General features: G+C 63.1%; 31 protein-coding genes and 1 pseudogene. 16 read left to right on the top strand and 16 right to left on the bottom strand.

Features of this window, described 5'->3' with window-relative positions:
* The first annotated feature begins 4 nt into the window (after positions 1-4).
* The 3 genes from K6I40_RS15140 to K6I40_RS15150 all read left to right on the top strand — a co-directional run bounded on the left by K6I40_RS15140 (position 5) and on the right by K6I40_RS15150 (position 2,840).
* Positions 5-820, top strand: a complete 816-nt coding sequence (locus tag K6I40_RS15140) for a hypothetical protein (RefSeq protein WP_222919854.1) — start codon at positions 5-7, stop codon at positions 818-820.
* 168 nt (positions 821-988) lie between these two features.
* Positions 989-2,326: an O-acetylhomoserine aminocarboxypropyltransferase/cysteine synthase family protein gene (locus K6I40_RS15145; RefSeq protein WP_222919855.1), complete on the top strand. Its 1,338-nt coding sequence runs from the start codon at positions 989-991 to the stop codon at positions 2,324-2,326.
* Between the two features lie 124 nt (positions 2,327-2,450).
* Positions 2,451-2,840, top strand: coding sequence for a hypothetical protein (locus K6I40_RS15150; RefSeq protein ID WP_222919856.1), 390 nt, complete (start codon positions 2,451-2,453; stop codon positions 2,838-2,840).
* Here the strand turns inward: K6I40_RS15150 and K6I40_RS15155 are convergent.
* Complete coding sequence (locus K6I40_RS15155; protein ID WP_222919857.1) at positions 2,818-3,009, bottom strand: hypothetical protein; 192 nt, start codon at positions 3,007-3,009, stop codon at positions 2,818-2,820. The genes K6I40_RS15150 and K6I40_RS15155 overlap by 23 nt on opposite strands.
* A 189-nt stretch (positions 3,010-3,198) precedes the next feature.
* Here K6I40_RS15155 and K6I40_RS15160 point away from each other — a divergent pair, with 189 nt between their 5' ends.
* Entirely contained in the window at positions 3,199-3,729 is a 531-nt protein-coding gene (locus K6I40_RS15160; protein ID WP_222919858.1) for a DUF5813 family protein, read from the top strand.
* A gap of 606 nt (positions 3,730-4,335) precedes the next feature.
* Here the strand turns inward: K6I40_RS15160 and K6I40_RS15165 are convergent.
* The 4 genes from K6I40_RS15165 to tmk all read right to left on the bottom strand — a co-directional run bounded on the left by K6I40_RS15165 (position 4,336) and on the right by tmk (position 6,529).
* Positions 4,336-4,566 carry an Lrp/AsnC ligand binding domain-containing protein gene (locus tag K6I40_RS15165; protein ID WP_222919859.1) on the bottom strand — a complete coding sequence of 77 codons (231 nt, stop codon included), beginning with the start codon at positions 4,564-4,566 and terminating at the stop codon, positions 4,336-4,338.
* Entirely contained in the window at positions 4,566-5,339 is a 774-nt protein-coding gene (locus tag K6I40_RS15170) for a TrkA family potassium uptake protein (protein ID WP_222919860.1), read from the bottom strand. The genes K6I40_RS15165 and K6I40_RS15170 overlap by 1 nt, the downstream gene beginning before the upstream one ends.
* 247 nt (positions 5,340-5,586) lie before the next feature.
* Complete coding sequence (locus K6I40_RS15175) at positions 5,587-5,817, bottom strand: Lrp/AsnC ligand binding domain-containing protein (RefSeq protein ID WP_222919861.1); 231 nt, start codon at positions 5,815-5,817, stop codon at positions 5,587-5,589.
* Between the two features lie 106 nt (positions 5,818-5,923).
* Positions 5,924-6,529: a dTMP kinase gene (gene tmk, locus K6I40_RS15180; protein ID WP_222919862.1), complete on the bottom strand. Its 606-nt coding sequence runs from the start codon at positions 6,527-6,529 to the stop codon at positions 5,924-5,926.
* Positions 6,530-6,640: 111 nt separating this feature from the next.
* Here tmk and K6I40_RS15185 point away from each other — a divergent pair, with 111 nt between their 5' ends.
* From K6I40_RS15185 to cofG, 4 genes are all read left to right on the top strand, one after another.
* Positions 6,641-7,561, top strand: a complete 921-nt coding sequence (locus tag K6I40_RS15185) for a complex I NDUFA9 subunit family protein (protein ID WP_222919863.1) — start codon at positions 6,641-6,643, stop codon at positions 7,559-7,561.
* A 226-nt stretch (positions 7,562-7,787) separates the two neighbouring features.
* The gene (locus tag K6I40_RS15190; RefSeq protein WP_222919864.1) at positions 7,788-8,972 is read left to right on the top strand and encodes a tubulin/FtsZ family protein; all 1,185 of its coding nucleotides are present in this window, start codon (positions 7,788-7,790) and stop codon (positions 8,970-8,972) included.
* A 161-nt stretch (positions 8,973-9,133) separates the two neighbouring features.
* A complete protein-coding gene (gene cofC / locus K6I40_RS15195; RefSeq protein ID WP_222919865.1) occupies positions 9,134-9,850 on the top strand; it encodes a 2-phospho-L-lactate guanylyltransferase in 717 nt (238 codons plus the stop codon).
* A 68-nt stretch (positions 9,851-9,918) separates the two neighbouring features.
* Positions 9,919-11,097, top strand: a complete 1,179-nt coding sequence (gene cofG, locus K6I40_RS15200) for a 7,8-didemethyl-8-hydroxy-5-deazariboflavin synthase subunit CofG (protein WP_222919866.1) — start codon at positions 9,919-9,921, stop codon at positions 11,095-11,097.
* Positions 11,098-11,322: 225 nt separating this feature from the next.
* Here cofG and K6I40_RS28505 read toward each other — a convergent pair whose 3' ends face one another.
* From K6I40_RS28505 to K6I40_RS15235, 8 genes and pseudogenes are all read right to left on the bottom strand, one after another.
* Positions 11,323-12,000: a hypothetical protein gene (locus K6I40_RS28505; protein ID WP_255682072.1), complete on the bottom strand. Its 678-nt coding sequence runs from the start codon at positions 11,998-12,000 to the stop codon at positions 11,323-11,325.
* A 2-nt stretch (positions 12,001-12,002) separates the two neighbouring features.
* Positions 12,003-12,737: a hypothetical protein gene (locus K6I40_RS28510; RefSeq protein WP_255682073.1), complete on the bottom strand. Its 735-nt coding sequence runs from the start codon at positions 12,735-12,737 to the stop codon at positions 12,003-12,005.
* A 297-nt stretch (positions 12,738-13,034) separates the two neighbouring features.
* Positions 13,035-13,745, bottom strand: coding sequence for a hypothetical protein (locus tag K6I40_RS15210; protein ID WP_222919867.1), 711 nt, complete (start codon positions 13,743-13,745; stop codon positions 13,035-13,037).
* Positions 13,746-14,025: 280 nt separating this feature from the next.
* Positions 14,026-14,147 (bottom strand): annotated as a pseudogene (locus K6I40_RS15215) (IS5/IS1182 family transposase); the annotation flags it as partial.
* An 85-nt stretch (positions 14,148-14,232) separates the two neighbouring features.
* Positions 14,233-14,406, bottom strand: coding sequence for a hypothetical protein (locus K6I40_RS15220; RefSeq protein ID WP_222919868.1), 174 nt, complete (start codon positions 14,404-14,406; stop codon positions 14,233-14,235).
* 52 nt (positions 14,407-14,458) lie between these two features.
* The gene (locus tag K6I40_RS15225) at positions 14,459-14,692 is read right to left on the bottom strand and encodes a hypothetical protein (RefSeq protein ID WP_222920493.1); all 234 of its coding nucleotides are present in this window, start codon (positions 14,690-14,692) and stop codon (positions 14,459-14,461) included.
* 515 nt (positions 14,693-15,207) lie between these two features.
* A complete protein-coding gene (locus tag K6I40_RS15230) occupies positions 15,208-15,666 on the bottom strand; it encodes a nucleoside deaminase (RefSeq protein ID WP_222919869.1) in 459 nt (152 codons plus the stop codon).
* Positions 15,667-15,758: 92 nt separating this feature from the next.
* The gene (locus K6I40_RS15235) at positions 15,759-16,517 is read right to left on the bottom strand and encodes an SDR family oxidoreductase (RefSeq protein ID WP_222919870.1); all 759 of its coding nucleotides are present in this window, start codon (positions 16,515-16,517) and stop codon (positions 15,759-15,761) included.
* Positions 16,518-16,629: 112 nt separating this feature from the next.
* Between K6I40_RS15235 and K6I40_RS15240 the strand changes: the two genes are divergently transcribed.
* Positions 16,630-17,274 (top strand): cyclase family protein, encoded by a 645-nt coding sequence (locus K6I40_RS15240; RefSeq protein ID WP_222919871.1) that lies wholly within the window; start codon positions 16,630-16,632, stop codon positions 17,272-17,274.
* A gap of 51 nt (positions 17,275-17,325) precedes the next feature.
* Here K6I40_RS15240 and K6I40_RS15245 read toward each other — a convergent pair whose 3' ends face one another.
* Complete coding sequence (locus K6I40_RS15245) at positions 17,326-17,976, bottom strand: helix-turn-helix domain-containing protein (protein ID WP_222919872.1); 651 nt, start codon at positions 17,974-17,976, stop codon at positions 17,326-17,328.
* Between the two features lie 138 nt (positions 17,977-18,114).
* On the opposite strand from K6I40_RS15245, the gene K6I40_RS15250 reads away from it, so the two are divergent.
* A complete protein-coding gene (locus tag K6I40_RS15250; RefSeq protein ID WP_222919873.1) occupies positions 18,115-18,666 on the top strand; it encodes a DUF4188 domain-containing protein in 552 nt (183 codons plus the stop codon).
* An 89-nt stretch (positions 18,667-18,755) separates the two neighbouring features.
* Here K6I40_RS15250 and cofH read toward each other — a convergent pair whose 3' ends face one another.
* The gene (gene cofH, locus K6I40_RS15255; RefSeq protein WP_222919874.1) at positions 18,756-20,132 is read right to left on the bottom strand and encodes a 7,8-didemethyl-8-hydroxy-5-deazariboflavin synthase subunit CofH; all 1,377 of its coding nucleotides are present in this window, start codon (positions 20,130-20,132) and stop codon (positions 18,756-18,758) included.
* Positions 20,133-20,277: 145 nt separating this feature from the next.
* The gene (locus K6I40_RS15260; RefSeq protein ID WP_222919875.1) at positions 20,278-21,279 is read right to left on the bottom strand and encodes a potassium channel family protein; all 1,002 of its coding nucleotides are present in this window, start codon (positions 21,277-21,279) and stop codon (positions 20,278-20,280) included.
* 246 nt (positions 21,280-21,525) lie between these two features.
* On the opposite strand from K6I40_RS15260, the gene K6I40_RS15265 reads away from it, so the two are divergent.
* The 6 genes from K6I40_RS15265 to K6I40_RS15285 all read left to right on the top strand — a co-directional run bounded on the left by K6I40_RS15265 (position 21,526) and on the right by K6I40_RS15285 (position 25,105).
* Positions 21,526-21,816, top strand: coding sequence for a hypothetical protein (locus tag K6I40_RS15265; protein ID WP_222919876.1), 291 nt, complete (start codon positions 21,526-21,528; stop codon positions 21,814-21,816).
* 142 nt (positions 21,817-21,958) lie between these two features.
* On the top strand, positions 21,959-22,978 hold the full coding sequence (locus K6I40_RS15270) for a phosphoribosylaminoimidazolesuccinocarboxamide synthase (protein ID WP_222919877.1): 1,020 nt from the start codon (positions 21,959-21,961) through the stop codon (positions 22,976-22,978).
* Between the two features lie 140 nt (positions 22,979-23,118).
* The gene (locus K6I40_RS15275) at positions 23,119-23,325 is read left to right on the top strand and encodes a hypothetical protein (protein WP_222919878.1); all 207 of its coding nucleotides are present in this window, start codon (positions 23,119-23,121) and stop codon (positions 23,323-23,325) included.
* Positions 23,326-23,710: 385 nt separating this feature from the next.
* Entirely contained in the window at positions 23,711-23,890 is a 180-nt protein-coding gene (locus K6I40_RS28515; RefSeq protein ID WP_255682075.1) for a hypothetical protein, read from the top strand.
* 279 nt (positions 23,891-24,169) lie between these two features.
* The gene (locus K6I40_RS28520; protein ID WP_255682077.1) at positions 24,170-24,511 is read left to right on the top strand and encodes a hypothetical protein; all 342 of its coding nucleotides are present in this window, start codon (positions 24,170-24,172) and stop codon (positions 24,509-24,511) included.
* Positions 24,512-24,697: 186 nt separating this feature from the next.
* Positions 24,698-25,105, top strand: coding sequence for a DUF2267 domain-containing protein (locus tag K6I40_RS15285; protein ID WP_222919879.1), 408 nt, complete (start codon positions 24,698-24,700; stop codon positions 25,103-25,105).
* Positions 25,106-25,145 lie beyond the last annotated feature (40 nt).

Consider the following 25,145-nt stretch of genomic DNA (forward strand, 5'->3'; position numbering starts at 1 on the left):
TCCGATGGGACGGCACGATCACGATGTGGCGACCGAGACGAGCTCGCGGGGACGACCGGACCGGTCGACCATGCAGACCGCGGGCGGTCGGACCGATCACGGACATCCGTGGCGGTTGCTCGCGGCCCTCGGCTGTCTCGCGGTCGGTTTGACGCTCGCGCTGGCGATGCCGGTCACGACGACGGCCGTAGCGGCAAGCGGGGAAGCGACGCCCGAAATCGCGGGCGTCGATACCGCAGCGCCGACAGCGGCCGAGAGTAGCCTCGTCGTCACCGACGCGACCACCGAACCCGGGGACACTGCGACCCATCGGCTCGTCCTCACCGAGGCACCGAACGGCCTCGCCGGGTTTGAGACAACGCTCGAGTTCGCAGACGACACCGCGACCGTCTCGAACGCCAGCTATCCCGAGGAATATAGGCCGACGACCGATCCCATCATGAGCGCCGACGGCCAATCAGTCACCGTCGAGGCTGCCGATCTCACCGATGAGGTGACGTCGGGCGCGACGAACGTCACGCTCGCGACGATCGAGGTCCGTGGGACCGACGCCAGGTCGACGGCCCTGCGAGTGACGGACGCGCAGGTCGACGCCGACGGCGGGAGCAAGATCGCGCCGTCGCTCGAGGCGGGGACGCTCACCGTCGCCGACGACGCGCTCGCTGCTTCGACCCAAAATACGGACGAGGAAGCGGGGGAAGTCGAGGAGACGGACGCAGACGATTCCAACTCGTCCGACACGGTCCCCGGCTTCGCCGTTGGAGCCGCGCTCGCCGCAATCGCCGTCCTCACGGCCGGCCTGCTCGTGCGGCGACACTGACGCGCTCGGTCCGAACCCCGGGTGCTCGGTCCGAACCCCGGGTGCTCAGTCCGAACCCCAGGATGACCTACGAGTCGGGGCTCGTGCCCCGGTTCGGCTCGCTTGATGGTCGCTGGCCGGAACACGTTCACCTAGTAATTTTACTATATCCCGTCTGATAGTCTCAGTATGATCGACGATCCGGACGACCATCGATTCGCCACGAACAGCGTCCACGCCGGCCAGGAGCCCGATCCAACCACGGGAGCCCGCGCGCCGCCGCTGTACCAGACCACCTCCTACCAGTTCGAGGACACCGAGCACGCCGCTGCCCTGTTCGGCCTCGAGGAGGCGGGCAACATCTACTCACGGATCATGAATCCGACGAACGCGATGCTCGAGGAGCGCATCGCGACGCTCGAGGGCGGCGTCGACGCGTTAGCCACCTCGTCGGGAATGGCCGCCTTCGACCTCGCGACGTTCATCCTCGCGGAGGTCGGCGACAACATCGTCTCCTCGTCGTCGCTGTACGGCGGGACATACACCTACCTCACCCACACCGTCGAAAAGCGCGGCATCGAGACGAAGTTCGTCGACACGCTAGAGTACGACGCCTACGAAGAGGCGATCGACGACGACACCGCGTTCGTTCACCTCGAGACGATCGGCAACCCCGCACTCGTCACGCCGGACATCGAACGAATCGCCGATATCGCCCACGATCACGACGTGCCGCTGTTCGTTGACAACACCTTCGCGACGCCGTATCTCTGCCGGCCCCTCGAGCACGGTGCGGACCTGGTCTGGAACTCGACGACCAAGTGGATCCACGGCGCGGGGTCGACTGTCGGCGGAGTCCTCGTCGACGGCGGTTCCTTCCCATGGGAGGAGGGCAACTATCCCGAGATCACCGAGCCGAATCCGGCCTACCACGGCGTGAACTTCCGGGAGACGTTCGGCGACATGGCATTCTCGGTTGTTGCCCGCACGCGCGGGCTTCGCGATCTGGGGAACCAGCAGGCCCCCTTCGACGCCTGGGTTACGCTCCAGAAACTCGAGTCGCTACCCCTGCGCATGGAGAAACACTGTGACAACGCGATGGTCGTCGCAGAGTATCTCGAGGACCACTCGAACGTATCGTGGGTCAACTACCCGGGCCTCGAGAGCCACGAGACCCACGAGAACGCGACGGAGTACCTCGATGGGGGCTACGGCGGCATGATCACCTTCGGGCTCGAGGGCGCTGACGGGTCCGACACGGACCCGTCTGCTCGCGAGACGTCGTCTCGAACTGGCTACGACGCCGCGGAAACGGTCTGTAACGAGGTCGACCTGACGAGCCTGCTGGCCAACGTCGGTGACGCGAAGACGCTGATCATCCATCCCGCGAGCACGACCCACCAGCAGCTCACCGAGGAGGAGAAGCTGGCGGGCGGCGTGACCGACGACCTCGTGCGTCTTTCGGTGGGGATCGAAGATGTCGACGACGTCATCGCAGACCTCGATCAAGCGATCGAGAAGGTGTAAATCGGCAGTGACTGCGGCCCGGACCGACCGTGGCTCGGAGTGACCGCGACCACGGCCGGACGACAATTCCAGCGCGCTGTAACTAGCCCTCGTCGTTAAGTTCTCGGCGTTCGACTGGTCGACTATGCCGACCGGGCTACTCACGTCAGACGCGTCGGAACAGATCGTTACGACCTGTCGAACGGCCATCGGCGACAGTCTTCGTTCGGTCACTTACTTCACGCGCAACGACTACGAGCAGGTCTACCTCCGCGAGGACTTAGAGCGCGACGCTGACCTCTCGACGTTCATCGGCCACGAGTGGCGCGGCTTCAAGACCACCCAAACCGCCTATGAGGGGTCGGAGCTCGGCGGGTACGACTATACGATTCGGGTCTTCGAGAACGGCTTTCTGATTCGCGTGACCAACGACAGCGAGGGCGTCCTCGCCACCACCGACGGGCTGACGGTCAAAGACTTCGAAGAAGTCGCGACGGCGCTCGACTCGTTCCTCAACAGTCGCGAGATTTCGTAGCGGGGTCGTCGCTCGAGCTCGAGCGGTCGACATCGCTATCGGCCGCGTCTCGATCGTCCTCGTCGTCGGCGTCCGCCTCGCCGATCGGCAAGCCGGAGCCGTGGTCGCCGTCCGTTCCGAGGAGGCGAGCGAAGCGACGACGTTCCGCAGCGTGTCTGTCTAGACTCATGCCACTGCTAGAGGTTGGTTTCCCTTGTAGTAATATGGGTCGTTTTCGGTAGAAACTCGTTACTTCCCTCGTGAAACGATTCCATCGCCGCCCCGCGGTTTCCGCCGTGTAAATAGTTTTCTACGAGCCGGACCGTGTGGCGTCGGCACAGCGTAACACCCTTTTCTGCCACGCCCGTGGGTATCTCCAATGACAGATCTTCCAGACCCCGTCGCCAGCGAACTCGAGTCCCACGATGCGTTCGATCGGACCGACGACGGCTACGGCCTCACGACGACCGTCTTCGAAACGACGATCACGGCCGATGACGCCGACGGGAAACGCGACGGCCGGTTTCACGTGACCGTTACCCTTCCGACGCTCGACGCAGCCGTCGCCGACGAAGTCGTCGCGACCCCAGTCGAGGACGGCTGGTTCGAGACCCTCGAGCGACGCCTCCAGGACGTTTTCACCGTCGCCCACACGAGCACCCACGACGAGCCGGTCATCGAACGCGACGCCGACGAAGTTCGAGTCCGCCTCGAGTACACTGCCTGGGACGCCGGCGAGGGTGCCGACGACGCCAAAGCGCTGGTCGAGTTCGTCGAGGGCACCTTCGCACAGGGGATCATCCCCGGCTACGAGTACCAGGGTGAGGCGGCGACGCTGCTCGAGAACGCCCAGGGCAGGGGCCAAGAGGCTGCAGACGGTGACGGAAACAGTGGCGGCATGCCGCTGTAAACCGAAATTTTGCTCTGCGGTCTGTCGCGCTGGCGGCTTCGCCACACAGCGCGACGTCCCTCGGCAAAATTTCGATCAAAAGCACTCCTCGCTCCCGTCGGTCGCTCGTCGGCCCAAGCGCTTCGCGCTCGGTGAACAGCGTCGCTCGGGTCCGCCGAACCACTCGCTAGCTGACACAACACCTGATGACCAGTTCACGATCAACACGCTCGCTCTCATCAGTCGCTCGCGGTGAGTATGGTCGTCTCGTCAGATGCGTCACCGACTCTAATGGCCGGGAGCGGGGCTCGAGCAGACGCGAGAGCCACACGACTCGGGGGAGGGCAGGCCGCTACCCGATACCGACCGCGAGCGAACCCGAAGGGTGAGCGAGCGGGCCGACGACTGACCCAGAAGCCGCGCGGAGCGCGGCTGGTGGGGAAAGAAGAGTGCTTTTCATCGAAGTTTTGCCGAGTGCGGTCGCGAAGCGACCGCACGTGGTTCGAGACGCCTTCGGCGTCTCGTCATCAAGCGAAACCTTCGGTTTCGCGGACCTCGCGAATCTTCGATTCGCTCAGTCACGAGAGAGCGAAGCTCTCTCGAACGACAGCGCAAAAGTTCGGTCCTCTAGTCCATCGCGATGTACGTCTGCGTATCCTCGATGCCCGCAATAGTCTGGATATGGGTAGCCGCGATCTCCTTGACTTCGGCGGGCGTCTCGACCACCGCTTTCGCGATGAGATCGACGTCACCGGCAACGATGTGGGCCGACTGGACGCCGTCGATGGATTCGATGTTGTCTCTGAGTCGATCCGCCTCGCCCGTATTCGCCTTGATCATGATGAACGCTGTAACCATCAGTTAACACCTCCAGTGTCGGAGTCAGTCTCCGAATCAGGGTCCGTTTCCGTCTCGAGTAGTTCCGTCGCCGCCGAACTCGAGTTCTCGCCCGCGTTCGCGGCAGCACGCGGCGCCGTCTCGCCAACGAGGAGCTGGCGGACCTCGCTCAGGACATCGAAGTCTGCGAGGACGACGAGTCGGTCATCGTCCTCGAGCGAGAGGTCTTCGGTGGGAATCTCGAGGTCCTGGTCGCGCTTGCCGAAGGCGAGGACTGTCGCATCGGCGGGGAGGTGCAGTTCGCTGATCGTGTAGCCGTTGACGGGGGCCACGTCGGTGATCGTGAGTTCGACGACCTGCAGGTGGGGGGCGATGTCGGCGATGGCGCGGATCGTTCCGCCAAGCAGGGCGTTTTTCGCGCCGATCGCGCCGAGGCGCTCGGGGTAGATGATCTCGTCGACCTGATCCGCGTACTTGCGGTAGATCCCCTCGCGATAGGCTTCGTCGATCCGCATCACGGTTCGACAGCCGTAGTGGTTCCCGATCATGCAAGCGGTGAAATTGACGTTAAGGTCGCCGGTCAGCGCACCGATGGCGTCGGCATCCCTGATACCAGCCTCCTCGAGAACGTCTTCGCGGGAGCCGTCGCCATCGACGACGGGAAATCCCTGATCGCGGGCGCGTCTGAGCGTCGGCTCGTCGCGTTCGACCATCGTCACCTCGTGGTCTTCGTCACGCAAGACGCGTGCTGTGCGCAGACCGACCCGTCCAGCCCCGATAATCACGAACCGCATGAACGGAAGTACATCGGCACCGGTGAATAAGTTTGTCCCCGATTACCATGGGAGGGGTTCGATCGGACGGGGCAACCCGAAGGGTGATTTCGACGGCAAAAGCGGGTTCGAACGCCGATCGACGGCCGCGACGATCCGTCTCCGCGGGGACGGGTCATACGGTCTGCTGTAACTGTGTACCGGCGCACCCGCATGGCGGGTCGCGAATGCGCCGGAACTGACTTACAGTAGTCCGTATCACTGTCCGTCACCCCATTGCAATGTACGTCTTCGTGTCGGTGATACCCCCCAGTCCTTGAATACTCGAGGAAACGGTCTGGAGGATGTCGTAGACCTCCGGCGCGTCGACCTCCGCGATGATGTCGTAGTTGCCCGCGACGATGTGTGCGTCGGTGACCGAGTCAAGGCCGTTGATCTCCGCGAGCAGCCCCTCGGACTTTCCGGCGGCCGTCTTCACCATGATGAACGCGTGAACCATCGGCGGTGTGGTACACCATGCCACGACTAAAGGCTTTGCCCGAATCGATCGTCGAGATCCCGCTCGAGAACGCGGGTAGTCGAGGAAATGAAAGGCCAACGAGCAACTATCTGGACTCTGCCACTGCCGCGGCAAGCGCGTCCGTCACCGCTTCGAGCACCGCATCCGGCGACTGCGTCGCGTCGACGCGGACGAAGCGGTCGGGGTCGCGTTCGATCAATCGCTCGTAGTTCGTGCGGACCGACTCGAGGTACTCGGCTCGCTCGAACTTGTTCGTTGTTCCCGCGCGGGTCGCGGCGGTCTCGGGATCGAGATCGAGGTAGATCGTCAGATCCGGTTCGATCGAAAACGGCCGGTGAATGTCGACGACATACTCGAGCGGGTCGTCGAGATTGTGACTGTCGGCCGCCGCAAGCGTCGCGCCCTGGTATGCAAAGCGAGAGTCCGAGTACCGATCGGAAATGACGAGATCGCCGCGCTCGAGGGCGGGTTCGATCACCCGCGAGAGGTGGTCGGCGTGGTCGGCCGTGTAGAGGAACAGTTCTGCCAGCGGGTCGGCGTCGTCGTCCTCGATCGAGCGGTAGACGGCGTCGCCGTACCAAGAGTCGTCCGTCGGCTCGCGCGTGAACACGGTGTCGGGGTACCGGTCCTGTAGGGACTCCCAGATCGTCGTCTTGCCGCTGCCGTCCAGTCCCTCGAGCGTGACCAGCATGTTCCCACCTCGTGGAGAGCACTATTTAGATGTAGCACAATCCGTCGAGCCTCGAGTCGCCTTCTCACGTAGCCGCCCACCTATTTATCGCTGCGGGGTCATATTCCGTCCATGAACGTCCTCGTCGCTGGTGGCACCGGCTTCATCGGCACGAACCTGTGTTCGGAACTGGTCGAGCGCGGCCACGAGGTGACGGCGCTCTCTCGATCCCCGGACGGCGAGGGACTCCCCGACGGCGTCGCGTCGGCGATGGGCGACGTCAGCGCCTACGATTCGATCACTGACACGGTGGCGGACCACGACGCTGTCGTCAACCTCGTCTCGCTCTCGCCGCTCTACAAGCCCCGCGGCAGCCCGGGTCATGAGGCGGTCCACCTCGGGGGCACCGAGAACCTCGTCCGGGCCGCCGAAGCCGGCGACGTCTCCCGATTCCTCCAGATAAGCGCGCTCGGTGCCGATCCGAACGGTGAGACGGCCTACATCCGCGCCAAGGGCAAGGCCGAGACAGTGGTCAGGGAGTCCACGCTCGAGTGGACGATCGTCCGTCCGTCCGTCGTCTTCGGCGATGGTGCGGAGTTCGTCGAGTTCACGAAGACGCTGACGACGCCGTACGTGACTGGGTTACCGGGCGGCGGAAAAACGCGGTTCCAGCCCATCTGGATCGGTGATCTCGCCCCGATGCTGGCCGATGCGCTCGAAGACGAGTCCCACATCGGTGAGACCTACGAACTCGCCGGGCCACAGATCGCCACGCTCGCGGACGTCACGAAACTGGTCTACGCGGCCGAGGGAAAAGACGTCACGATCGTCACGATCCCGATGGGGCTGGCGAAACTCGGCCTCTCGGCGGCCGATTCGCTACCGTTCATCCCCTTCGGCTCTGATCAGGCCCGATCGCTCGAGTTCGACAACACGGTCGACGACAACGACGTGACCGTGTTCGGCCGCGATCCGGCGGACCTGCGGACGCTCGGATCGTATTTCGGCCTCGAGCGGACCAGTCACCGGGAAAAACGGCCGGAAGCGGTCTGACGTTGTCGCCGCCTCACTCTCTCAATAGTTCTACTCTCTGCTCATACGTAATATAAAAATACCTATAGGCGGAGTAATTACTTTTTTCTCGAGCACGAGAATAGGCCGAATACCGCCTTGTTCCGTCGGTTAGGTGCAATAGTAAATTAATCGAGAAAGTCAGGGTTGCACAAGATTTATATCCTCCATTGCACTGTTACCAATTCAACGGAGCCCCTAACAAACAATGAAGTTGGCGATGATCGGATTCGGACAGGCCGGTGGCAAAATCGTCGATCGATTCCTCGATTACGACGATCGGACGGGTAGCGGAATCGTCCGGGCAGCGATCGCTGTCAACTCCGCGAAAGCGGACCTCATGGGTCTGGATAATATTCCACAGGAGAACCGCGTACTCATCGGCCAGGCCCGGGTAAAGGGCCATGGCGTGGGTGCTGACAACGAACTCGGCGCGGAAGTCGCCGAGGAGGACATCGACGAGGTTCAAAACGCCATCGACCAGATCCCGACCCACGAGGTCGACGCCTTCCTGATCGTTTCCGGGATGGGCGGCGGCACCGGATCGGGCGGCGCGCCGGTCCTCGCCAAACACCTCAAGCGAATCTACACGATCCCCGTCTACGGGCTCGGCGTCCTGCCGGGCACGGACGAAGGCGGTATCTACACTCTCAACGCGGCACGGTCCTTCCAGACGTTCGTCCGCGAAGTCGACAACCTACTCGTCTTCGACAACGACTCCTGGCGACAGACCGGCGAGTCCGTCGAGGGTGGCTACGATCAGATCAACGAGGAGATCGTCCGCCGCTTTGGCGTCCTCTTCGGTGCCGGCGAGGTCGGCGACGGGCAGGAAGTCGCCGAGAGCGTCGTCGACTCCTCTGAGATCATCAACACGCTCTCCGGCGGTGGCGTCTCCACCGTCGGCTACGCCTCCGAGGAAGTCGAACTGAACTCGGGCGGCGGGCTGCTCTCGCGGTTCACCGGCGACGGTGGCGGCGGGACGGACGATGATCTCGACGCTGCGAACACGACCAACCGCATTACGAGCCTCGTTCGCAAGGCCGCACTCGGCCGGCTCACACTCCCCTGTGAGATCGAAGGCACGGAGCGCGCCCTGCTCGTGCTCTCTGGTCCACCGGAGTATCTGAATCGAAAAGGCATCGAACGCGGCCGCAAGTGGCTCGAGGAGGAAACGGGCAGCATGGAAGTTCGCGGTGGCGACTTCCCCCGAGAGGAGCCCGAGGTGTCCGCGGCGATCCTGCTGTCGGGCGTGACGAACGTCCCGCGGATCAAGCGACTCCAGCAGGTCGCCATCGAGGCACAGGACAACATCGACGACATCCAACAGGAGAGCGAGGAGAACCTCGAGGAACTCGTCGAGGACGACGAGGACGAACTCGAGCCGCTGTTCTAGGCCGCCGTTCTTTTGTATTCGACGGCGCGAGCGCCACACTCGTGTCAGTGTCAGGGGGGACGACGATCGATACTGCTTTTCGGCGAGCAGATCGCCCGCTATCGACCGATAGCACTCCGACGTGCTTTTGAGCGCGCCCGGACTACCGCAACCAGATTCAGATGCGCGTCGTGGTCCCGTTCGCCGCCGAGACGCCGAAGACTAGACTCGAGTCCGTACTCTCTCCGAGTGAGCGCTCGCGGTTCGCCCGCGCGATGCTCGTCGACGTGTTGCGTGCGATCGTCGCGGCGGGCCACGAGCCGACGGTCGTCTCGACCGCACCGCTCGAGCTCGACGCCCTCAAGCTCCCGGGCGAGGTCGCCGCGGTCACCGCAGTCGCGGTCGACGAGCGGCCGCTGAGTGAGGCGGTCAACGCACGGTTGCCCGGCAGCGACGGCGGGAACGAAGGAGACAGCGCGGACAGCGATCCCGATCCCGACCGCGACCCCGTCGCCGTCGTCATGGCGGACCTCGCACTGGCGACCCCCGATGCGCTCGAGCGGCTCCTCACAACGTCGGCCGACATCGCGATCGCACCGGGGCGGGGCGGTGGGACGAACGCGCTCGTCGTTCGCCACCCCGCGTTCCGCGTGGACTACCACGGAGCCTCCTATCTCGACCACCGCGAGATCGCTCGCGAGGTCGGGGCCGGCCTCGAGACGGTCGACTCGTTCCGGTTGGCCACGGACATCGACGAGCCGGCGGACCTCGTCGAAGTACTCGTCCACGGTCGCGAGAGCGATCGTGCGCCCGCTCGTCTCCGGGAAATCGGGCTCGTACTCGACGATCGGGACGGACGGGTCGGCGTCGCTCGCGACGATGCTCGACCGTCGGAGTGAAGTCTACTTGTCATGAATATCACTGCGAAGTGAAGCCCTTATGTGCCGAGCGACGACACTGGGAGGTAATGTTTCCCGGGGCGAGTGAGTACGGCGTCGATATCGCGGTCGACGATGCGGCCGTCGAGGAGCTCCGTCAGGTCAGCCCGAACGATGTCGACGCACCGTCGGCGCTGACGTTTTCGCGCAACGTGTTCATTCCGCTCACGACGGCCTGTCGCTACACCTGTACGTACTGTACCTATTTCGACCCGCCGGGCCAGGCCTCCCTGCTCTCGCTCGAGGAGATTCGCGAAATCTGCCAACGCGGAGCCGACGCAGGCTGTACGGAGGCGCTATTTACCTTCGGTGACGACCCCGACGAGCGCTACACCGAGATCCACGCCAAGCTCGAGGAGTGGGGCCACGACTCGATCCACAGCTACCTGCGCGAGGCCTGTGAAGTGGCACTCGAGGAGGGGCTACTCCCCCACGCGAACCCGGGCGATCAGACCCGCGAGCAAATGGCGACCGTCGCAGACGTTAACGCCAGTATGGGCGTGATGCTCGAGACGACTGCCGAGGTCGGAGCCCACGCCGGGCCGCGGCGCAAAGTGCCCGGCCAGCGGCTACGGACCCTGAAAAACGCGGGCGAACTCGACATTGCCTTCACGACCGGGATTCTCGTCGGGATTGGCGAGAACTGGCGGGACCGCGCGGAGAGCCTGCTGGCGATTCGGGAACTCCACGAGCGCTACGATCACATCCAGGAGGTGATCATCCAGCCCGTGGTGGATAACGAACGCTGGTCGGACGGCTCACCCGATCTCGCGACGATGCGACAGGTGACGGCGATGGCCCGCGTCGCCCTACCCGAGGAGGTTTCGGTGCAGGTGCCGCCGAACCTCGCGCCCGCGAAAGATCTGATCGACTGCGGCGTCGACGATCTGGGCGGCGTCTCGCCGGTCACCGATGACCACATCAATCCCGACTACAAATGGCCCGCGCTCAGGGAACTCGAGGAGATCGCCGCGTCGGCGGCTCTCCCGCTCGGGGAACGGCTCCCGGTCTACGAGCGGTTCCTGCCGCCGGCCCTGCGAACGGACGGGTTCGACGGGCAGGTCGCCGACGGTGCGGGGAGCGGCGGTTCGGACGGGAGTCGCGACTGGATTTCGCCGACCATCCGGGACGCGCTCGCGGCTGACGATTCAGCGGGCGAGCGCTATCGGGCAGTGCTTCAGGACGAAACGGCGACCGCCCCGCGCTGAGCGAGGCCAGCGGTACGCTACCGGTCGGATGTCAATCGGACTGTTCTCAATATTTGACATTACCAGTAGTTGGTAATACGTTTTGTTATTCAAAATTGGTCACGAAACTCACGATACGTACATATCAAGCAGTTACCGGAGCAGCTATCGACATTTCTGAGATCTATCAAAGCCCACCTGATGAATACAGAGCATGAGTTCAGCGGAGCGATAGCTATAGATTCCTTATTTTTCGCTTGATGAGCTGGCAACTTCAGCTGGTTGTGATTCGGCCTCCGCACTGCTGAACAACCCGGAGAGTGGCGAGAGCACGCGCCACATCACATGTGGACGAAATAACGAGGACGGCGGTCGTTCGAACTGGATCACCCGGGTGAGCGCTTCCGTCAGGACGGGGTCTCGGCGGGCCCGTCGCTTAAGCCGACCTACGTACCACCCGGCGAAGCGGCTTCCGCTGGGCCGTGGTCCCTCGGTCTCCGGGAATTCGAAGTCCGGACCGACGCCCATTGACCACGCGATGTCGATAACGGATGTCGCGGCCTCGAAGAACCTCGCCGCGAGGGCGTCCTCGCCGTCTGCGAGCGTGTGGTGAAGAACCAGGGCCTCGAATGCGGCAACGGTCATCCCCTGCGCGTAGATCGGGTTGAAACTGGCGATGGCATCGCCGACGACGAGGAGGCCCTCCGGGAACCGCTCGAGATACTCGTACCGGTACCGGCGGCTGCTCGGAATCGGATACCTGTCGACGGTCTCAGAGGTGACTCGTGCCTCGTCGAGCAGTTCCGCCACCGCCGGAGTCGCCAGACCCTCCGCGAACTGTCGGAATCCGTCGATATCGTCGGGTGGGTGATCGCCGTGAAACCCGTGGAGGTTCACGATCCAGCGGCCGCCCTCAATCGGCACGACTAGCGCCCCTCGGCGGTAGGGATGGGACGCCGGGAGGAACACTGTCCGCCGGTTGCCGGGGGTCGCTCGATCTGCACGGTCCCGTACTGCAGGTCGACGCGGACCTCATCGAGCGGCGGTTTCTGGTACCCGTGCTCGGCCAGCCAGTTGGGAGTACGACTGGTTCGACCGGTCGCGTCGACGACGAGGTTCGCTTCGAGCGTGGTCGTCTTGCCGGACTCGTTTCGAATCCGGACGCCCTCGACGACGCCCCGATGGTCGTCGTGGCGGTAGTCGAGGAAGGTGCATCCGCCCCGGAACTCGACGCCCTCAATGGCGGCGAAGCGGCGGCGCATGATCAGTTCCAACAGCGGCCGGGTGGCACAATACATCGAACGTTCCACCCCGGACTGGGCGAGTTCGATGTCATCGTCGTAGAACTCCACGTCTGACCCGGTATCGACCGCAACCCCGCCGGCGTCAATGAGGGCGTCACAGTAGCCGGGGAACAGGTCTTCGATGGTTGCGCGGCCGCCTTCCAGTAATCCGTGCGGTTGGCTTGATTGGGGAACTCCAGGTCGGGGCTCCGGCTCGTCGGCGAGTTGATCGCGATCGATGATCGTGACGGCGGCGAACCGGTCTGCGAGGACTCTGGCGGCGAGCAGACCGGCGACACTGCTTCCCACGACGACCGCTCGGCAGCCCGTATCGCGAACGCTCTCGGGGTCATAGCAGGGAACGGTTGCGAGCGTCATGACGAGCGCCCCCCGTGTTTATTCTGGATCTCGCTGTTCTCAACGGGATTCGGACGATCGGTTGGTGGAATCACCATCGGTATGGTCCCTCGTGTTCAGTCGAGTGCACTGACTAGATTGCGTCATGGGACGACGAGACTCACTCCGAGTGCACACTGATGGATAGGTTGGCGACTGCTATCCCATTACCCGATAAGTAAATGCCCACGGTGTGAACGGATACGTCGAGTAAACGCGGTCGGAACCGGCTGTGTTCTTACACAGCTACGTCTCGTCGCGGGAAGTTCATCTACCTAATTATTCGTCTTCGAAGGCCTCGATATTGACGTGAGTTGCGTCAGCCCGTTGGCTGTCAATTACGTTGTGGGCCCACAACCGAACGGTCTCGTTCTTGCTCTGGATTGGAACGCCGTATGAGTCCTCGATGGGTTCGGGACCGCTCTTCTTGATCAACACGGTATCGTCGAAGATCCACAGGTTGCAAGGGATGGGACCTTGGACCCGGACCACGTCGCCACCTCCGTCGAGAATGTCCCTCCAGCGTTCCCGTCGCTCGGGCTGATCATGGAGGTACTCGATGAGTTCGTCGGTGAGCACGTACTCTGCGTTCAATTGACCTGCTGTGATGCGGTCACGCATCGCCCGTGCAAGCGGTCCCGGCGGTGCGAGATGCGTTAAGACGCGGAACTCGGTGGTCTCTCGAATCAGATCGGTGAAGTAGTCGACCGTCTCCATCGGATCGTCCTGTTCTGGTCGCAGGACGGATGCATCACTGAAGTGGTGCAACCCGATGGACAACTCGTCGGCTGGGAGCCAAGCCACTGCTTCATCAAGCCGCCGAATGGCTTTGACCGAATCTATGAACGGCCGTACCTGCGCCATGAGATGTGTCCCCATCGGCGTTCCAACGTAGTTGCCGTCCTTGGTTCGTCGTACCCAGTCACGCTCTTCCAGTTCGTTGACGATCCGATCAAGCGTTGTCCGTGAGATGTCGGTCAGATCCGCCACATCCCGGCGCGAATATGGCCCTTTAGTAAGGGTATCAAGTATAATAACGCGATTGGGAGATCGCGAAAGATACTCGATGTCCTCCAATGCCTCGATCGGAATTGCATCGTCCCCATTTCGCATACTCCCAATTCGTGGTGCGTGTTAACAAGATTTGGTGCCAGGTTCAGAGTCTCCCTTCGACGATCGATGGGCGATGAGAGATGCTCACATCGTGCCGAGCGTCGTGCGCTTTGTCGAGCGATGAAACTCACAGTGTTCGATCACTGGACGCACGCCGACGGTACGGTTGATCAGGTCTTCTCCGAGGCAGTGAATCGAAACGATCTCCCAGTCAGCGTAGCCGCCGTCACCCTTCTCGACCGCTGGTTCAGGCTCACCGATGACAACGTTCTGGGACAAATCGACGCATCGGTCGGTGAAACGGGCGAACTGAGTCGACTGGTACGCGAGTACCGACGACCCATCCTGCCCGCCGCTGCAGAGCTTAGTTGTAGAATCGCAAGATGGCCAGAAGAATCACTGGCGAGGTGATGATGAACGCGATGATGCCGAACGGAACGAATGCCATTGGGAGAACGGATAGCAGCAGTAGTGCGAGGATACAGACCAGTAGTATGATGATGGCGTTAAGGCGGTGTATTACCCCATCGTCTGCCATTGTACCAAGAGCTACTTCTAAAATATAAAAATGTTCGGGTTGCGATTCCCAGTTACTCGCGCTCGAGGCGGCCCGGAGCGACAGCACAGCCACAGGGAGAGGCGGTCGCCTCGAGCGGCCCGCTCACGGATACCACCCAGACGGAGCGACCGCAGGTGGGGCAGTCGGGGAGCGACGATTCAAACGTCTCGAACGACTCGTCGTCGTCAGTCATCGCGACCTCCGCGGTCGGCGCGGCCGGTCTCGAGCGTCCGGAGTCGTCGCTGGTCGTTGGAGTTGATTCCACTGTCGTGCGGGACGTTTATATCCCGGTAGAATGTACGCGTTCATGGCTTTCGGACCCTCTCGGGTTGGAAGCCACGTCTCGGGTGGCTCTAGCACCCGGGGCATTTCGATGCGTGCCCCATTGCGTGTGCGTTCGGAGACCGGCTTCCGCTTGAATGTTCGCACGGCGTGACTTATAATTACTGGAGAGTACTGTGATATCTATTCGATGCGGCTCGAGTACAGGTGGTTTCTTCGCTGAAGTTCTCGAATGAAGCGGTTCGGTTGAGAGTGATACGACCGGCGACGAGCGTCTTGCTCATGCTGGCAACAGGGAATCGCCACGCCCTCCCTAGCCGATTCACTCGCGCAAGGTTGTGTCGCGGTTCGTCTATGACTTACGCGTCACTTCGTTCCCCGTTCCGCTTTCGAGGCGCTCCGCCCATCGCGCCTCGCACTCACCGCGACACAGCGCGTGCCACCGCATGGTGGAAAGCAGAGTCAGTGGAAGCGCCGACGACCCGGTCCGTCTCGCCGTTACGGCGAAAAATACGCGTCGTGGACCGCGAGTCCATCGTCCTCGAGCACCGGTCCCTCGACCGTCGTCTCACCGTCGGCCCGGTCGACGACCTCCTCGCAGGGGATTTCGATCACGCCGTCGCCCCGGAGTTCCGCGAGCGAGTCGCCAGTAACGCTGTAGACGACCCGGCCGAGTCCCGCGTAGACGATCGCGCTCGCACACATGGGACACGGTTCAGTGCTGGTGTACATCGTACACGCCGCTCGCTCGCTCGGCTCGAGTTCGCTCGCGGCCCACCGGGCCAGTTTGAACTCCGGATGGGCCGAAATGTCGTCGTCGGTGAGCGTGGTGTTCTCGGCCGTCCGGACGAGTTCGTCGTCGACGACCAGCAAGGAGCCAAAGGGAGTGTTGCCGCCTTCGACCGCCGATTCGGCGAGTTCGATTGCCTGTCGAACGTAGGATTCGTCGGTCGCCATACCAGCCGATTCCATCGCCGCCACCGAAACGCTTCTCCTCGCTCGAGCGGCGGCGGTCGCCGATCGCCGATCGAACGCGTCCGATCCGCCGACTACGAGCAGGAGAAGCCGCCGTCGACGATCAGCGCCTGCCCGGTGATCCAGTCCGCTTCGTCGCTGGCCAGAAACAGCATCGCGTTGGCGATGTCTTCCGGTTCCCCGAGTCGCTTGAGCGGATAGTACCTGGCCAACTCTTCTTTGGCCTGTTGCCACTCCTCTTCGGTTCGATTTTTGCGGGGCATCGCCGTGTCCGTGACGCCCGGACAGACCGCGTTTGCCCGGACGCCAGCCGGCCCGATCTCTGCCGCAACCGTCCGCGTGAAGTTGACGACCGCACCCTTCGACAGCGAGTATGCACCCAGTTTCGGCGCGCCGATGACCCCGGCCAGCGACGCGGTGTTGACAATCGCGCCCGATCCCTGCTCCTTGAAGTGCGGAATCACGGCGTGGCAACCGTTCCAGACCCCCTTGACGTTCACGTCGATGACGCGGTCGCGCTCGCCCTCGTCGATCGCCTCGATCTTCGAGCGCTGGTGGCTAACCCCCGCGTTGTTGAGCATGATATCGAGGCCGAACTCCGAGACTGCCTCGTCGACGGCCGCATGGACTGCGTCCGCGTCGCGAACGTCCAACTCGAGTGCGGTCCCGTCCCGATCCATGCTCTCGACGCGATCGATCGTCTCCTCGGCTCCCTCGAGATCGACGTCGGCCGCGATGATCGTCGCGCCCTCCTCGGCGAACAGTTCGGCCGCTTCTCGGCCGAGACCGGACCCTGAACCTGTGATAAACGCTGTCTTGCCTTCGAGTCGCATACACACACGTTATCAAGAGCCATTATAAATTATCGTCCCGAGATCGGGGCTCGAGCGCGGCAGTGTCTCGGGAGAACACAGCGTTATCCGCCTCGGCCCCACGATACCGCGTATGCACGTCGATCTGAGCCAGCCGATCGAGACCGGGATGCAGACGTATCCCGACGATCCCGCGGTCACCGTCCGGCGACACGCGACCCACGAAGACCATGGCGTCCGCGTTGATGCCCTCGGGTGCGGAAGCCACACCGGAACCCACGTCGATGCGCCCGCACACGTCGATCCGGACGGGAAGACCCTCGAGGCGTACCCGCTCGAGCGGTTCGTCTTCGATGCCGTCCGGATCGATTGCCGCGATCTCGGGGACCGCGAGCCGATTCCCGCCGCTCGAGTTCCCGACGCCGACGCCGACCTCGCAGCGTTCTGGACCGGTTGGGACACTCACTGGGGGACCGACCGGTACCTCGAGCACCCCTACCTCTCGCCGGCAGCGGCCGAGACCTGCGTCGAACGAGGGTTCGACGTGGCCGTCGACGCGCTCAATCCCGACCCGACGCCGACGGAGAGCGCCGGCGAGGACGAGCCCGAGGGGTTCCAGGCACACCACGCGCTGTTGGGCAACGATCTGCTGATCCTCGAGAACCTGACGAGCCTCGAGGCAGTCGGAGAACGGTTCGAACTCCGAGCGTACCCGATCGCGCTCTCGAGCGACGGTGCGCCGGTGCGAGCCGTCGGCGTCGAGAGTACCGCAGAGTAACGCCAGACTCGTGCGATCTCACCCAGGGCCGCAGTGGAATCCCGGTGAGTGCTACCGAACGCGTCTGCCGTTCGTTTCCGGACCGGACAGAAACCATTTGAGGAGAGTCGCTTCGCCGCGGCGGAGAATCGTACTCGCCGTCCCTTTATCGATCCCGACCGTCTCGGCGAGTTCCGCGAGCGTACACTCCCGTGGGATTTCGTAATAGCCCTCCCGTATCGCAGTTTCGAGGAGTTCGCGCTGGCGATCAGTCACCAGCGTGTCCGCGTCCGTGGTGCTCACCAGCGACTGCAGTTCGTACGCCGCGTCCGAAGCCTCGAGCGTCGCCCGAAGTCGGTCGAGTTCGTCACGCGTCCCGGTCAGGTCGAATTCGAACCAGCCGTTTCGAGCGGTAACCGGGAACTCGACGGGGAGTGCTGACCGTTCGACGAAATCGTAAAGGCCGGTGTCGGTCGTCTCGTACTTGCCGAGTGCGCGTCCGTCGGCCGACTCGAGCAGTTCGAACTGGGAGATTGCGGGATGAGAACGTAACGCGTCGACGCTCGCGTCCGGGTTCTCCGTACGAATCTCACCGAGTTCGATCGCTCGTTCGCCAGTTCGGTATCCCGTCAGGAGCGTAAACGTTGCGTCGGGGAACGTCTGTGAGATCTCTCTCACCCAGATGCCCTCCGGAAGACGGATCCGAAACTGTGCGCGAATCATGGCCCGTTGCCGGTGAGAGCCGGGAGCCGTCGGACGCTGGACTCGCACCGGTCTCCGCCGTTCGGATAGCGGCCGATCGGGTTCGACACCAACATGTTGGGGTAATCGGCACGGACGCTCCCCGCGATCATTAGCGTGATGCCAGAACAGCATCGCAGCGCCGACGGAGTGATCGAACAGAAAGTGACCGCCGACCGCGACGAGGCGTTCGTCGTCTTCCACATCGGACTCCGTATTAACGCGTTCTGGAAGGTTCACCAATGGCTCCCGTTGTTGCTCATCGCACCGCGGATGGTTCGTGAACTGGTCGCTGATTCGGAGTCAGGGTTGCTCGAGAGTCGAACGGTGGTCGGTCCGGGAATCCACCATATCGGATTCGTCCAGTACTGGGAGTCGTTCGATGCCCTGCGAGAGTATGCCCGTGACAGTGACCGATTGCACGTCCCTACCTGGCAAGACTACTACCAGAGTGGAACCAAATCAGACGCTGCCGTCGGCATCTGGCACGAAACGTATCTCGTGCAGGCCGACGAGTACGAAACCGTATACAACAACATGCCGCCGCACGGACTCGCCGCATGCGACGGGACGGAGATCGTGCCAGCAGCCGACCAGCGGGAGGCGGCTGCCGGTCGGCTGGGTCACACGGACGAAACGGATTCCACCGGCGACGCGAGCGAGGCGAGTTGATATCGGCGTTCGAGCACGTCACGCTTCGAGCGAGTCAACGGAACTGAATCGACAGATATCCTCCGTCACTGATCGACGCGGCTCGCCGATCAATTGTCGGCGGGAACGCGCTCCTCGCGCTCCGCTCGAGTCAAAAGCGGCGTGCCGTCGGCCCTCGGTCCGAGTCGAGGGCCAAAGGGTGGCTCGTCGGGGTCGATGACGCGGCGCTTCTCGTAGTCGGTCGAGCGCTCGACCGGCACGCGACCAATCGAGGCGATCATCTCGACGTAGTCCTCGAACGAGCGGAACTCGCCGTGCTCGCCGCCGGCACGGGTCGTAATCTCCTCGGAGAGGATCGTCCCCATGTAGTCGTCGGCCCCACAGTTGAGCATCTTCAGACCCTGCTCGTCGCCGTACTTCACCCAGGAGGACTGAATGTGATCGATGTTGTCGAGGAACAGTCTCGAGACGGCGATCATCAGTTCGTCCTCGTCGATGCTCGGGCCGCTCGAGACCACGTCGTGTTCGAACAGCGGCGTGTTCTGGTGGATGAACGAGAGTGGGACGAACTCCGTGATGTTACCGGTCCGATCCTGCAAGTCCCGAATCCGCTTGAGGTGCATCGCGCGGTGAGCTTCGTTCTCGACGTGGCCGTACATGATCGTTGCCGTCATTCCGAGGCCGACGTTCGCGGCGGCCTCCATAGCCTCGAGCCAGCCGTCAGTACTGATCTTGCCGGGACAGATCACTTCGCGGACCTCTTCGACGAGGATCTCGGCGGCGGTGCCGGGAACGGTATCCAGTCCGGCCTCCTGCAGCCGTCGGTAGACGTCCTCGTAGGACCAGTCGGTGCCCCGCCGGGCGTGGTAGGCCTCTTCGGGCGTCATCGAGTGGACGTGGGTCCCGTCGACGCTCATTGCCGAGAGCTGGTCCGTATAGGTACCGGGGCTGGTGTCGTACCGTTCGGGCGGTTTGTAGTTGACCTCCTTCGGGTTCGGATGCTCGTCGAGGATCTCCCGGTGTTCCTCGTCGAGTGCGAACGCGGGGTGGAGGCCGGAGACCGAGGTGACCTCGTAGATGCCTCGATCGACGGCGTCAGCGACGATTTCGCGGGACTCCGCGGGCGTCTTCGTGAAGCCGGCCGTCTCGATCTCCGTCTCACTTTCGAAGGTGTGAGCGGCGTCCTTGAAGTTACAGAAGAGACAGCCCACGTTACAGGCCGTCGTGACGTTGTTGTTCAGGTTCGCGATGAAGGTGACCTCCTCGCCGACCTGCTCGGCGCGGCGGCGGTCGGCCGCCTCGAGCACGCGCTCCTTGCGTTTCCGGTCGATCCCCTCGCTGTCCGTTCCCGTGGTGAATAACTCGATCGCGTCGTCGACCGTGAGTCGGTCGCCGTCGCGTGCCTTTGCCAGTGCGTTCTCGAAGGACTGGTCGGTCTCGGGAACGTAATCGAACGTGAGGTCGGCCTCGGTCACCGGTCGCTCCATCGACGTAACGATACCCGTACAGCGAGAAAAGCATGGTGGATTCGCTGACTCGCGGGGACATGCCGGCGTGTCGGTCCGCGTCGATCCCGATCGCGAGGGGACCGTCGCGGTCGGACGCCACTGTTATCGGCGTGAGACGAACGAATTACGTCGTTTCTCCGGTCGGCCACTGTCGGACGTCCGATTCGACGAGGCCGAGCAACAGTCGTCGACGTTCGGACAGATTCTCGACGGACTCGTCGAACATCTCGTCGGGAACGGTCGGGACGCCCGCATCGCGAAGAGGCTCAAGGTCCTGTGCGGGCGGGGTTCGATCTGCGGGTTCGATGAACCCGTTGTGAAGCGTCTCGAGATAGCTGTGGACGCTCGCCCGTACGTTTTTCACGATCGTGTCGCTCGGACGGTCCGGTTCGGGGACGCCGAATCGCAGCAGCGTGAGCGTTTCGTCGAGGAGAGCGACGCTCGTCACCGGTGCTCGTTCCGTCTGTCCGCTGTGGAAGTAGTGAAGAATCGGGTACGCCTTGTGGTTCGCCGTGAGCGTGTTCAACTGCGACGCGAGCGCGTTCAGGGACAGCTCCAGTCCGTCGAATTCGTCGCCGTTCCAACTCGTCCGGACGATCTCGTCGCTCCGCGTCCCGAGCCCGCTCACGCTGCTCGCGAAGGATCGTTTCTGCGTGACGGCGTCGAGGACGGAGAGTACGTAGGTGACGGTCAGGGTGACAAAGAGCATCCCGCTGGCCGTCGTGAGTATCATCGCGATCTGCCACGGTCCCTCTCGCGGAGCGAAGTCGCCGTTCCCCAGCGTGAAGATCGTGTATCCGGTGACGTAGAAGCGATCCGACCAGGAGATCGACCCCCCGTTGACCGTATCGATAAGCGGGTACTCGGCGCTCGCGAAGACGAGCGTCCAGCCGGTCCAGAGGAGGATGATCCAGACGAGGAGGCCGATCACGAGGATCGACGGCCCGGAGAGGGTGAGCAGTCGGGAGCGCCGATCGCCGACCTGTCGGAACACGCGCCACGTCACCGCCATCAGCCACGAGGTGAGCGGACCGGCACTCCCCTCCACCCAGAGCGTCGTCCACAGGAGATCCACGACGACGATGACGAGCAGGAGTATCCCGAGAACGAGCGGGATGAACTCCATTTCATCGCCACCTCGAGATCAAACGGGGGATCGGTTCGTCGAGAGCGACTATCCCCGGGCAAGTAGCCATCGTCGTCAGTGCGACGTTCCGGTCCGAAACCAGTGTGAGCACACTGTCGAATTCGGCCTCGAGGCGGAAAACGCTCGGTCCGGCGTACGCCTCTCGCTTTCGCCGTCGACGCTTCGATACCGGACTCGTCGAACGCAGGTCCCGGAACTATCGGCGCGGGACACGAACGGTCGCCCATGAGCTCACGAACGCCGGCGGAGTGCGTGGATCTCGCCCTCGACGAGGGGGCCGACGAGGAGAACAGAGCAGGTGCGATTCGCGAACTGAAAACGGCGAACGAGTGCGACGAACTCGCCGCGCTCGTCCGCGAAGAGCGCATCGCCGATCAGTATCGACACCAAGCTCTCGAAGCGTTAGCGACGCCCCAATGCGATTCGGCGCTCCGCAAACTCGTCAATAAGGGGCCGCTCGAGGGGGCGCTTGGCGAGGAGGCCGAAGAACTGCTGGCGACCGTCGAGGACGACTGAGGGCAAGGGATCTTGTATGGGACCGGGCCGAAGGAGAGTCACCGATTGCGGGTTACCTGCACGATATTGAAACCTTCTTACGCTCCGGCCACGGCAACTGAAGTATGAGTGACGGCGGCGAATATGTCCTGAGGTGTCACACGTGACGAGCGTCAAAGAGTTCCGCATCGAGGAAGCGGCGACCGACGAGGAGTTCGGCCGCGGGGCGTTCGTCTTCACCGACGACTACTCAGTGTTCGACTGGGGAAAGATGCCCGACCAGATCCCCCAGAAAGGCGCAAGCCTCTGTACGATGGGCGCGTTCAACTTCGAACTGCTCGAGAGCGAGGGCGTCTCGACCCACTACCGCGGGGTCGTCGAGAACGGCAATGTCGTCGACCTCGAGGACGCCTCCCACCCGCCCTGGGAGATGGCCATCGATCTCACGCAGGTGCCCGACCTGCCCCACGAGGGTCGGGAGTACGACTACGACCACTACCACGACGCGGCCGGCGAGAACTACCTAATCCCCCTCGAGATCGTCTTCCGCAACCGGGTTCCCGTCGGCTCGAGCCTGCGGAGCCGGACCGACCCGGCCGACCACGGACTCGAGTTCGAGAGCTGGCCCGACGAAGCCGTCGACCTCGAGGAGCCGATCGTCGAGTTCTCCACGAAGTACGAGGAGGGCGACCGCTATCTTGAGCGCGCGGCGGCCGACTCGATCGCCGGAAAGGCGGCGATCGAGGACCTCGAGTCGCTCGCCCGCGAGGTCAACCGGATCGTCACCGAGCGAGCCGACTCAACCGGATTAGTCCACGAGGACGGCAAGATCGAGTGTTGCTACTATCAGGGCGAACTCTACGTCGCGGATGTCGTCGGTACCTTCGACGAGAACCGCTTCAGTTACGAGGGCACCCAGCTCTCGAAGGAGGTCCTCCGCCAGTACCACAAGCGCACTCAGCCCGAGTGGGTACAAGCTGTCGACGCCGCCAAGGCCGAGGCGAAACGGGAGAACGTCGCCGACTGGAAATCGCTCTGCGACGTGGAGCCCGAGTCGCTCGAGGAATCGGTCCTCGAGACCGCCAGCAACCTGTACTGCGCTGGGGCCAACGCCTACATCGGGCGGGAGTTCTTCGACGCACCGCCGCTCTCGAGCGCGATCGGTGCGGTCCAGCGGCTGTAGCGACCGACTTGTTTCGCGAACTCAGTTCGATCGGACACGAATTTGGAGACGCACATGCTGTCGAATGGTATCGTTTCGCAACCTCGGTTGGACAAAGTAACCCTCATATTGAGGGACTGGGTATAGTCGGACGACCGCAAATGAGCCTCGCCACCAGTGGAGTCACAGCGGGTATCGTCCTGTTCAACCTCACTACCGGGATCACGGCCGTCGCGAGCGTCATGCTGGCAGTGTTCATACTCGCGATGGTGCTGTTCGCCGTCGCACCGCTGTTCTCGTCGACGTGGATCGGCCAGCAGGACGTGACGTCGACCGCCACGTCCCACGCCGAGCCGAGCGACGACTAAGTCGCGGGCTTTTCTCGACTCCCGTTCATCGGTCGCAAGCGTAGCCACTCTCTCGTCCATTCGCGACGACTACCGACCATGAAGCGGCAGGGACGGTGTATGATTCGCTCCGAGTGCGGCCGGCGGGAAACTGTGACGCCCGAGTGGGGGCGACACCGTCGCCGACGCCATCGCGGCCATCGTCGAGGCGTCTCCGCGAGCAGAACTGCACCTCTCCGACGGCGACGGGATTCGATCGGCGGGAGGGCAGGGCTCGAGGGTCGGTTCCGGATGACGTGTCGTTGGCGGTCGTTCCAGCGGTTCAGGGCAGCTCTATGGTGGGTGGCCGTACTGAAGACGAGCACAGGGAGAACCGATAATACGCAGCTGACTCGTTACATCGTATATGGCCGCCGAACTCCATCGAACACATCACCTCGAGTGCGAGGGGTTCGCCGAAGAGTTCCGGTCCCTCGTCGAGATGGTCCTCCCCGACACGACTGCTGCTATCGTCCGGCTTCACGAAGACGAGATGGAGATGGAACCGGACGGCGACGACTGTCGTCGGACGTGGAACGCTCTTTGACATCGAGGAGAGCGGGTCCCCGAGCAGGACCGGAACGAGGCCACTGCATGGCGCATTCCGACGACTACTGAAACGGGACAGGAAGCGCTGTTCGACCTGATTACACTCACGGATGGGATCGCCGGAGCGCACTTCGTCTTTCAAATCGAACTTCGTAACAGCGGCGCTCCCGTTCTTGAGTCGATCCCGCATCACTCGGACGCGGGGGTCGATGCGACACTGCTCGAAGGAGAGATCCGGGCAAACGAAATCGTCGGACTCAGTGGACACGACGCGTGTTTGGTCCCGACTGAGACACAGTTCGATTGGGTCGCCGAGGATCGCCGGTGGAAGATACAGGGCGGCTCCCTCTGTGTTGAGACGCTCGACGGTCGAAAAGCGAGTTGTTACGGACTGACTGGCCTCGAGCAGGCGACGATTGCTGACGACGGGACGGTTCTCGGTCTCACCTGGAAAGCGGGGGAACTTCCGAACGATTCCGTCGGGAAGTTGCTCTCGTGGTTCATGGACAAACTGTACGATCCCCCGCAAGCAGTGCCCTGCGAGACGCCCAAACGAGCGAACGCGGTCAACGCGCACCTACAGGAGTTGCTCGCGGCCTACGATGGGCGAGAGATATAGCGCTCATGTCTCATACCAGATCAATGAACCGGTCGCGGTGGCGCGCTGTGGCGCGGTTTGCCGTCGGTGAACCGTAGAACGAATGTGCGAGAGTCGACGAACAGTGCGTCGCTGATGGCGAGGGGGCGGTAATGGCTTGCAACTGAGTGCCTAACTCCGATACCGCTCACGGGTGAAGGCCCGCACATGCAAGAAGACGAGTTCTACAGACTGGTACAGGAAGCGGGCCACCTCGACACGATGGATGACGCACAGGCCGCGACCGCGGCAGTCCTCGAGACGCTCGGCGAGACGGTGACCGGCGGCGAGGCCGAGAACGTCGCTGCACAGCTCCCCGACGAACTGGCCGGAATCGTCGAAGACGCCGACCACGACGGTGCCGGCTACGACCGAACGGACTTCGTCGAACGGGTGGGCGACCAGCTTCGGGGCACGGACATCGAACCCGACGACGCCGGACAGTACGCCGACGCGGTCACCGACGCCCTCGCGGTCGCGCTGACGGACGGCGAGTTGCAGGATCTAAAGTCCCAGCTCGATGACGAACTCGATCCGCTGTTCGAGGGCGTCACAGCCGACCGAGAAAACGTCTGATCGGACCGCGCGGACCGACGGCGGAATCGGCTTTGCCGAC

Origin of the sequence: Natrinema sp. SYSU A 869 (assembly GCF_019879105.1) — an archaeon.
Taxonomy (GTDB): domain Archaea; phylum Halobacteriota; class Halobacteria; order Halobacteriales; family Natrialbaceae; genus Natrinema.